The organism is Methylotenera sp. (genome assembly GCF_029946165.1).
Lineage (GTDB): Bacteria > Pseudomonadota > Gammaproteobacteria > Burkholderiales > Methylophilaceae > Methylotenera.
The window spans coordinates 1-7,696 of sequence record NZ_JAQSDZ010000002.1; the positions used below are offsets into that span (position 1 = coordinate 1).

Consider the following 7,696-nt stretch of genomic DNA (forward strand, 5'->3'; position numbering starts at 1 on the left):
ACTGTTAATATTGAAGGAGTGGGCTGAGATTTAAAGCTAATCTACTACAGCCCCATTATTTATGTTGTTATTGATCAACCGTTATATCAAGCCAGTTGCATTTGCTGCGTTAATTGCCCTCATACATTTTGGTATTTGGAGTATTCTAAATCGGTCATTGCCGATGATGAATGCACCCTCTATCGTTCACGGATTTGCTTATAGTGGATTTCAAGCAAGTCAAAGTCCGCTCGAAAAAAATTATCCAAGCACTGCTGAGTTAGCCGAGGATTTGGAAATACTTAAACCCCTTACCAATCGTATTCGTATTTATGGTGCATTAGAAAATAGCGAAGTCACTGCGCTGGCCTCTAATTTAGGGTTCTATATCACTGCTGGTGCGTGGCTTGGGAATGAGGAAAAGGCTAACCGACGTGAAATTAATGCTTTAAAAAGTAAAATTAAAAATTACCCTCGTGTTGAGCGGGCCATTGTTGGCAATGAGGTTTTACTCAGGAAAGATTTGACGCCTGAAGCGCTATCTGAGTATTTGGATGAAGTGAGGGCAACAACTTCGTTGCCAATTTCAACAGCAGAACCTTGGCATGTCTGGCTGAAAAATCCTGATTTAGTTAAACACGTAGATTTTATTGCGGTGCATTTGCTACCTTATCATGAGGGCGTGCCCGTTGAAAAAGCCGTGGATTATTCCCTTCAAAGGCTAAATGAGTTAATGGTGACTTTTCCCCGTAAAAAAATCGTCATCACTGAAATTGGCTGGCCAAGTAACGGACCAACAATTGATGCTGCAGTGGCATCTCAGGCCAATCAAGCACAATTTGTCAGGGAGTTTTTAGCCAAAGCGGCCAAGGGTAGATACGATTATTACTTGATGGAAGCTTTTGATCAGCCTTGGAAACAAAAGCTTGAAGGATGGGCTGGTCCTTACTGGGGAATGTTCGGCGGAGATAGAAAAGAAAAATACTCTTTACAAGGCAATATTGATAATGATGCTAGATGGGAAGTTAAAGCCCTCTGGTCAACATTGATTGCGTTCTTACCCATTCTTTTCATTGCAATTAGATTCAGGCATTGGGGTTTGGGCGGCCGATTCTCTATGGCCATCTTATTGCAGGCTTGTATTACGACATTGGTGATTGCTTGGAATTTACCCGGAGATTATTACTATACGGTGCGCGACTTCATTGTATTAATTGCTTTGATTATCGGCATGGGACTGACTTCAGCAGTATTAATGATTTACGGTGTTGAGTTCAGTGAAGTGATGTTCAAAGGTGGGTGGAAACGTGTATATAAACGCGCAAAACCTTTGCCCACTGATAAAGAGCTATTTGTATCAATTCACCTTGCTTGCTATAACGAGCCACCAGAAATGGTGATAATGACGATTGATAGCTTAGTTAAGCTCAATTACACCAATTATGAGGTGATCGTTGTTGATAACAATACAAAAGATGAAGCGAAATGGAAACCATTAGAAGCTTACATGGCGAATCTGCCCGCCAATTTTAAATTTTATCACTTACCAAAATGGCCAGGATTTAAAGCTGGCGCACTGAATTTTGCCTTAGACCAAACTAATCCAAATGCTCAAGTGGTTGGCGTGGTGGATGCCGATTATGAAGTGACGCCTGATTGGCTTTCTGATTTAGTGCCACATTTTATGGATGATAAAGTAGCTGTTGTTCAGGCTCCGCAAGCACACAGAGATTGGGAGAATAATTTCTTCCGACGCATGAGTAATTGGGAATTCGAAGGCTTTTTCAAAATTGGCATGCATCATCGCCATGAGCGAAATGCCCTCATTCAACACGGAACGATGACATTAGTTCGTCATCAGGCCTTACTTGATAGCGGAAAGTGGTCAGAATGGTGTATTTGTGAAGATACAGAACTTGGTCTGCGCCTCCTTGAAAGTGGCTATGAACTGCGCTATATCGACGATACATTTGGTCGTGGCTTAACACCTGCGGACTTTAAAGCCTTAAAATCCCAACGATTTAGATGGGCATTTGGCGCCATGCAAATTCTTAAACATCATTTACCCAAACTCCTCGGAGACTCAACACTTACTTTTGGGCAACGTTATCATTTCTTAACAGGCTGGTTCGGCTGGTTAGGCGACGCTCTGCAATTAATATTCACCATTGGTTCAATTTCATGGACTGTCGCGATGCTGGCGTTTCCTAAGTCATTTAGCTTACCAGTGAGCATTATGATTATGCCAATCCTTTGTTTTCTTTTTATTAAAGCGGCATTAGGTCCCGTACTTTATAGAAAGACTATGGATTGTCACTGGAAGGATATTTTGGGGGCATCAATCGCTGGGTTAGGTCTTTCACACGCCATTGCGAGAGGCGTGATTATGGGGCTGATTAAGAAGGATGGCGTATTCAAGGTGACAGCAAAAGGAAAGGCTAACATCAATCGACTACAAGTTCTTAATCCAATTATTGAAGAATTTAGCTTGTTAATGGCATTAGCACTATGCAGCTTAGCCATGCTATTTACACGAGGGTTTAATAACATTGACGCGCAGTTATGGGTCACTATGCTGTCATTACAAGCGTTGCCTTATGCTAGTGCAGTTGCGTGCCAATTCATTTCTCAACGTGCCGATAGTAAGGAATAAGCCTATCATTTACCCAGAGTTAAAAGTTGGTAAAGTATGGCAAGTTAATTTCTCGATTATTGCCGTTTATCAGTTATAACTGACTCAATGGCACCTTAAAGCACTTCCTATTTACAAGTTTGTACAATTGTCGTTTTATCTATAATGGAAGCGTAATGTTAAGCCCTGAAAAGAAAATTCAAAATCGCCATCGGCACTGGTTGCGCGCAGGCATAAGGTTTTTAACATATTTGCTTGCCTTTTTCTTATGTGCAATCGCTTTATGGGTTTCATCTAATTTTGGTGAGCCCTCTTTAGAGCAGGTTCTCTATCATGTGCAATTTGGCATGGAGGGCTTGGTTGATACTGATACAGCCCTCATTGAAAGCTTCTTAAAGTGGTGTGTCGCTTTACCTGTAGGCTTATCTTTGCTTTTGGTTTTTGTGGAATATTCCATTGCTTTGTTTATTACGCATGGTTCTACCCATTGGCTAACACGCCCTGCAAGAGCGGCAAACATTCACGCCGTAAAAATATTTTATTCGTTTATTAATCTTCGCGCACCGCTTTATACACTGGTAGCTGCAGTGACGTATTTTTGTATTCAGTTCTCAGTCACGGCTTTTGTACACAATCAATTCGGTAAAAACTATTTTGCCCAACATTATGTCTATCCAGCGAAAGTAAAAGTCGAATTAATTAAGCCTAAAAACCTAGTGTTGATTTATGTAGAAAGTCTTGAGGATTCTTATAAAGATCCAAAGATATTTGGTAAGAACTTGGTGGCTAGTTTAGATCATATCAAAGGCACAAGCTTTGAAAGTTTCAAACAAGCGCCAGGAACTGGCTGGACGATTGCTGGCATTACCTCCACGCAATGTGGATTACCCCTTAAAAGTGTGAGCTTATATGATGGTAATAACCAAGGTGAGAACATTCGATCTTTTTTACCTAATGCAGTTTGTTTAGGTGATATTTTGCACAATGCGGGCTATCACAATGTTTATATGGGTGGAGATGCACTAGCATTTTCAGGGAAAGGAAAGTTTTTCCAAGACCACCATTATGATGAGGTCTACGGTCGTGAAGAACTCAAGGGTAATCGTAAGAAGTCTGAAATGAATTACTGGGGTCTTTATGATGATGATTTATTTAAGTTGGTGAAACAAAAGTTGGTTGAACTTCACAAAGGAAAAAAACCATTTAATCTGACTTTCACCACCATAGACACCCATGGCCCAAAAGGGCATTTTTCAAAATACTGTAGAGCGCATGGCATTAAAGATTTTCCTGGAATTGTAGAATGTACTTCTAATCAGGTGGCTGAGTTTGTGCAATTTATGAAAGTAAATGGTTATCTTAAAAATACTAATGTTGTCATTTTAGGAGACCATTTGGCGATGGAAAACCCCGTTTCTGACAAACTAGAAAAAATTAAAGAACGGCATGTCTTTAATCGATTTATTTCTAATAAACCTGTGTTAAAAAATCGCGATGCAGTACTGCACTTTGATATGTTTCCAAGTATTTTGGAGTTAATTGGTTTTAAAGTTGAAGGGGGTAAGTTAGGCTTAGGTTATTCGGCAATTTCAAAAAATACGGATTTGCCGCTAGAGACTGAATACGAAGAAATGAACGAGAATTTGCTTAATCAGTCGGATGAGTATTTAGAGCTTTGGAAGCAACGCCATTAGAGAACCTATATTGTAAGAATAGACAAACTAAAATATTTGTCCATTTAGAGGATTCTTAAACTCTCTATTGGGTCAGGCTCATACAAGCAACTGCACACCTTTTGCAAGATTCAGCGCAATGTTGACAATGGTCCATTGGGTGCATGCCACATTCATCTGCACATTTCTTGCATATCTGAGCACAAAGATTACTTATTTCGCGTAGGTGTGTATCACCTCTTGCAATAGCTTGACCAGTATGGCGACACATATCCGCGCATTCCAGATCTAATAAAATACAATTAACCATTGCTTTAGGGTTATCTTCTTTTAAACACAAAGTCGCACATTGTAAGCAAGCAACAGCACATTCATTGCATGCACTTAGATAAGCTGATTCCATTTGAGTTAGCATCATCGTTTCCAAGCGTTAGGCTTAAATTAGCTATTTTAATTTAGAATTTTTGCTTGTCAGTGCGCAAACACACAGTCGCTAAGACATCCTTAAGTTTTATTCATACCTTATACATAAAGTGCGCATACTTCAATTTATGCATCGATACTATTGATTTCTGCATACACTTTTATGACTAAGGAGAGGTTTCCCTAAAGCAAAGATTTACTTTTATAAATGAAATGTTAATCAAAGGCGTATAGGTGGTAGATAGTTGCCTGGCAGTATTCCCACCGCAGATAATACAATTAAGATTAGCAAAACAATAAAAAGCACACGGACAATTTGGGCAACTGGAGCAGGCAGTGGAAGTAAGCTGACTAACCACCAGATAAGGCCAAATACGACTAAGTACACAATTAGATTTATTAATATGTTCATTTTTCGAAACTCTCAGAATTTATATTGAACCTAAAAATATCAGTTTTATCATTCAATGTCTGTGCGTAAGCGCACTCAGCGGCTGGAACGCTTATTACTTTCTGAAAGCAAGCGATTGCAATTTTAACAAGCCAGTTATTCCAGACCAAAGCCATCATAATAGTTGTAAGAACTGCATATTTAAGTAAGTAATTTTAATAGATGGTCTGGTAATTGAGCGGCAGACAAGATTTTTGACTGAGTACTGTATATGAGATCAGGCATCGGGCAAGTTGCCAATCGAAACCATAAGTGGCGTCTGTCCCGATACGCTGACGGTATGAAATATGGCCTAACCATTCATCTTCTACTAGAAGATGAATTGTGACTATTATTAGATTACCCTTTGCCTTGACTTCTGACCCAAGCAATTAACTTTAATATTTCATCAGGGGATAATCCGTTACTTTTGTTAGTGGGATCCATTACCCCTTGGCCTTTGGCACTCATACCGCCGTTTGTGCCTGCCCAGATGATTTCGAACATACCTTTGTCAGTTGCGCTTTTAGAGTGATTAAATTTAGGCCCTATTAAACCCGCCGCAGTTTGTCCTTGTGCTTGAGCTCCATGACATTGTGCACATGAGTAAGTTTGATAATGCTTTTTACCGCTGGCAATAGCTTCAGCATTACCGTTATATGGATTTTCACCAGTACTCAGGAATTTTTTGGATTGTTCGGTGGTAAAAAGTGCCGAATCAATTTTCATTGCTTGACCAGTCTTGGTATCAATAAAACTCTGGTCAGCTAGTGAAACACTACTTGAGAAAAGCAGCAGAAGGCTCAAAGTGAGTAATACAAATTTAGCTAAGTGAGTCCGCATCATAAATCTCCTTTATGGGAAAAATATAAGATATTCACCAATTTTAGAGTCTATTAACTGCCTAGTAGTTCTATGTTTTACTAAAATTCCTTTGTATTCAGACTAAGAGCTGGTCACTAATTCTTATTCGCCCAATTGATGCGACTTTATTTTGGCCAAACACTTAATGCTATATGGGCTATTTTTATGAGCTCTTCTTTAGTTGCGCCACTGGTTGCTTGCACTGACATGCCTTGATGTAGTGTGGCAAGATATTTAGCTAAATCTATTGCAACTGCATTCTCTGGCAAATCACCATCTGTTTTTGCTTTTTCAAAACGAGCCGTTAATAAATTTTCATAATTATTTCTGTACTTAATGAGAATTTCTTTGACTAAATCGGCGCTTTCACCACTTGATAATGCGCCTTGTACAATCATGCAGCCTTTTGGTTGGGTGGGTTTAGTTAGAAATTCAGCTGCATTAAATAAGAAACTTTCTGCTACTTTACGGGCAGTAGGCTCGTTGACAGCGTCTCTCACAAAAGAGACTGGGCCAGCGGCATATCTCGAAAGCGCCTTTTTAAACAACTCTTCTTTATTTCCAAATGCAGAATAAAGACTGGGCTTATTAATACCTAGTGTTTCTGTCAATTCAGCTATGGAGGCTCCTTCATAACCTCTATTCCAGAATATCTGCATGGCCTTATCTAGCGCTTCATCTTGATCAAAAACCCTAGGGCGACCTCGCGATTTTTTTACATCAGTTGTCATGGTTAAAACTCTTAATTTAATTAATATACCAATTGTTACAAAAAAAGATTGACAAGGCAAGTGTTACTGAATTATATTTATGTACCAAATGGTATTTTAATAATAAAAGCCATTAAACCTAAAGGATAAGCCATGAATAAATTCTTAAAATCGATATTGCTTATAACTGCAACATTTTCTGTCATAGAACCTAGCCTCGCCTTGGCTGAAGATAAGTTAGAAACAACCGCGACCAAATATATAGAAGCAAATGGCGTTAAATTTTCATATCGTACGCTGGGCCAAAAATCAGGAACACCATTGGTATTTCTACAACACTTTACAGGCAATATGGATGCTTGGGATCCTGCCGTCGTCAATGCATTTGCTAAAACACGCCTAGTCATTGTATTTAACAATAGAGGCACTGGCGCTACCGATGGCGTAGTAGCCGATAATATTGAACAAATGACGACTGATGCCTATGCATTTATTCAGGCTTTAGGTCATAAACAAGTGGATTTGCTTGGTTTTTCAATGGGTGGATTTGTGGCGCAACAACTAGCAGCTAAACATCCTGAGTTAGTGCGTAAAGTAATTTTGGCTGGCACTACGCATCAAGGTGGTGGTAATAACTTAATGAAAGTCTTGGGTGAAGCATTTTCAAGACAAAATGTACCAGATCCACGTGATTATCTATTTTTCTCACACTCTGAAGCTGGTAAAAATGCGGCAGCGGCATTCTTGTCTAGAGTCTATGCAAGAACACAAGGGCGTGACCCTGAAAGCGGCAAAGAAATTGCAGATGCTCATGGTAAAGCGCTGATTGTTTTCACTAGCACGCCAGACCCTGAATTCAACACTCTAAAAGCAATTAATCAGCCAGTTTTGGTTGTGACGGGTAGCAGTGATACGATGTTGCCAACTGAAGGAGCCTGTAAAAAAATCTGTGTAAATGATATTTTACCAATGACCTTCAAAGGAA

General features: G+C 39.5%; 7 protein-coding genes. 3 read left to right on the top strand and 4 right to left on the bottom strand.

The window, feature by feature from the left end:
• The first annotated feature begins 61 nt into the window (after positions 1 to 61).
• Together PSV17_RS01845 and PSV17_RS01850 are read left to right on the top strand one after the other, a co-directional pair.
• Positions 62 to 2,632, top strand: coding sequence for a glycosyltransferase (locus PSV17_RS01845; protein ID WP_300479057.1), 2,571 nt, complete (start codon positions 62 to 64; stop codon positions 2,630 to 2,632).
• Between the two features lie 155 nt (positions 2,633 to 2,787).
• Positions 2,788 to 4,305 (top strand): sulfatase-like hydrolase/transferase, encoded by a 1,518-nt coding sequence (locus tag PSV17_RS01850; protein ID WP_300479060.1) that lies wholly within the window; start codon positions 2,788 to 2,790, stop codon positions 4,303 to 4,305.
• Positions 4,306 to 4,369: 64 nt separating this feature from the next.
• Here PSV17_RS01850 and PSV17_RS13890 read toward each other — a convergent pair whose 3' ends face one another.
• The 4 genes from PSV17_RS13890 to PSV17_RS01860 form a co-directional block, all read right to left on the bottom strand.
• The gene (locus PSV17_RS13890; protein WP_366910269.1) at positions 4,370 to 4,702 is read right to left on the bottom strand and encodes a four-helix bundle copper-binding protein; all 333 of its coding nucleotides are present in this window, start codon (positions 4,700 to 4,702) and stop codon (positions 4,370 to 4,372) included.
• Between the two features lie 225 nt (positions 4,703 to 4,927).
• A complete protein-coding gene (locus PSV17_RS13895; RefSeq protein ID WP_366910270.1) occupies positions 4,928 to 5,119 on the bottom strand; it encodes a Thivi_2564 family membrane protein in 192 nt (63 codons plus the stop codon).
• Positions 5,120 to 5,497: 378 nt separating this feature from the next.
• Positions 5,498 to 5,983 (bottom strand): c-type cytochrome, encoded by a 486-nt coding sequence (locus PSV17_RS01855; protein ID WP_300479062.1) that lies wholly within the window; start codon positions 5,981 to 5,983, stop codon positions 5,498 to 5,500.
• Positions 5,984 to 6,126: 143 nt separating this feature from the next.
• Positions 6,127 to 6,732 (bottom strand): TetR/AcrR family transcriptional regulator, encoded by a 606-nt coding sequence (locus PSV17_RS01860; RefSeq protein ID WP_300479064.1) that lies wholly within the window; start codon positions 6,730 to 6,732, stop codon positions 6,127 to 6,129.
• A gap of 132 nt (positions 6,733 to 6,864) precedes the next feature.
• Between PSV17_RS01860 and PSV17_RS01865 the strand changes: the two genes are divergently transcribed.
• Positions 6,865 to 7,696, top strand: an 832-nt coding sequence (locus PSV17_RS01865; RefSeq protein ID WP_300479067.1) for an alpha/beta hydrolase, incomplete at its 3' end; no start/stop codon positions are given.

What these genes read in the sequence shown, in the direction of transcription:
- PSV17_RS13895 (WP_366910270.1), bottom strand. Translation starts at nt 5,119, where the DNA reads ATGAACATATTAATAAATCTAATTGTGTACTTAGTCGTATTTGGCCTT.
- PSV17_RS01860 (WP_300479064.1), bottom strand. Translation starts at nt 6,732, where the DNA reads ATGACAACTGATGTAAAAAAATCGCGAGGTCGCCCTAGGGTTTTTGAT.
- PSV17_RS13890 (WP_366910269.1), bottom strand. Translation starts at nt 4,702, where the DNA reads ATGATGCTAACTCAAATGGAATCAGCTTATCTAAGTGCATGCAATGAA.
- PSV17_RS01850 (WP_300479060.1), top strand. Translation starts at nt 2,788, where the DNA reads ATGTTAAGCCCTGAAAAGAAAATTCAAAATCGCCATCGGCACTGGTTG.
- PSV17_RS01845 (WP_300479057.1), top strand. Translation starts at nt 62, where the DNA reads ATGTTGTTATTGATCAACCGTTATATCAAGCCAGTTGCATTTGCTGCG.
- PSV17_RS01855 (WP_300479062.1), bottom strand. Translation starts at nt 5,983, where the DNA reads ATGATGCGGACTCACTTAGCTAAATTTGTATTACTCACTTTGAGCCTT.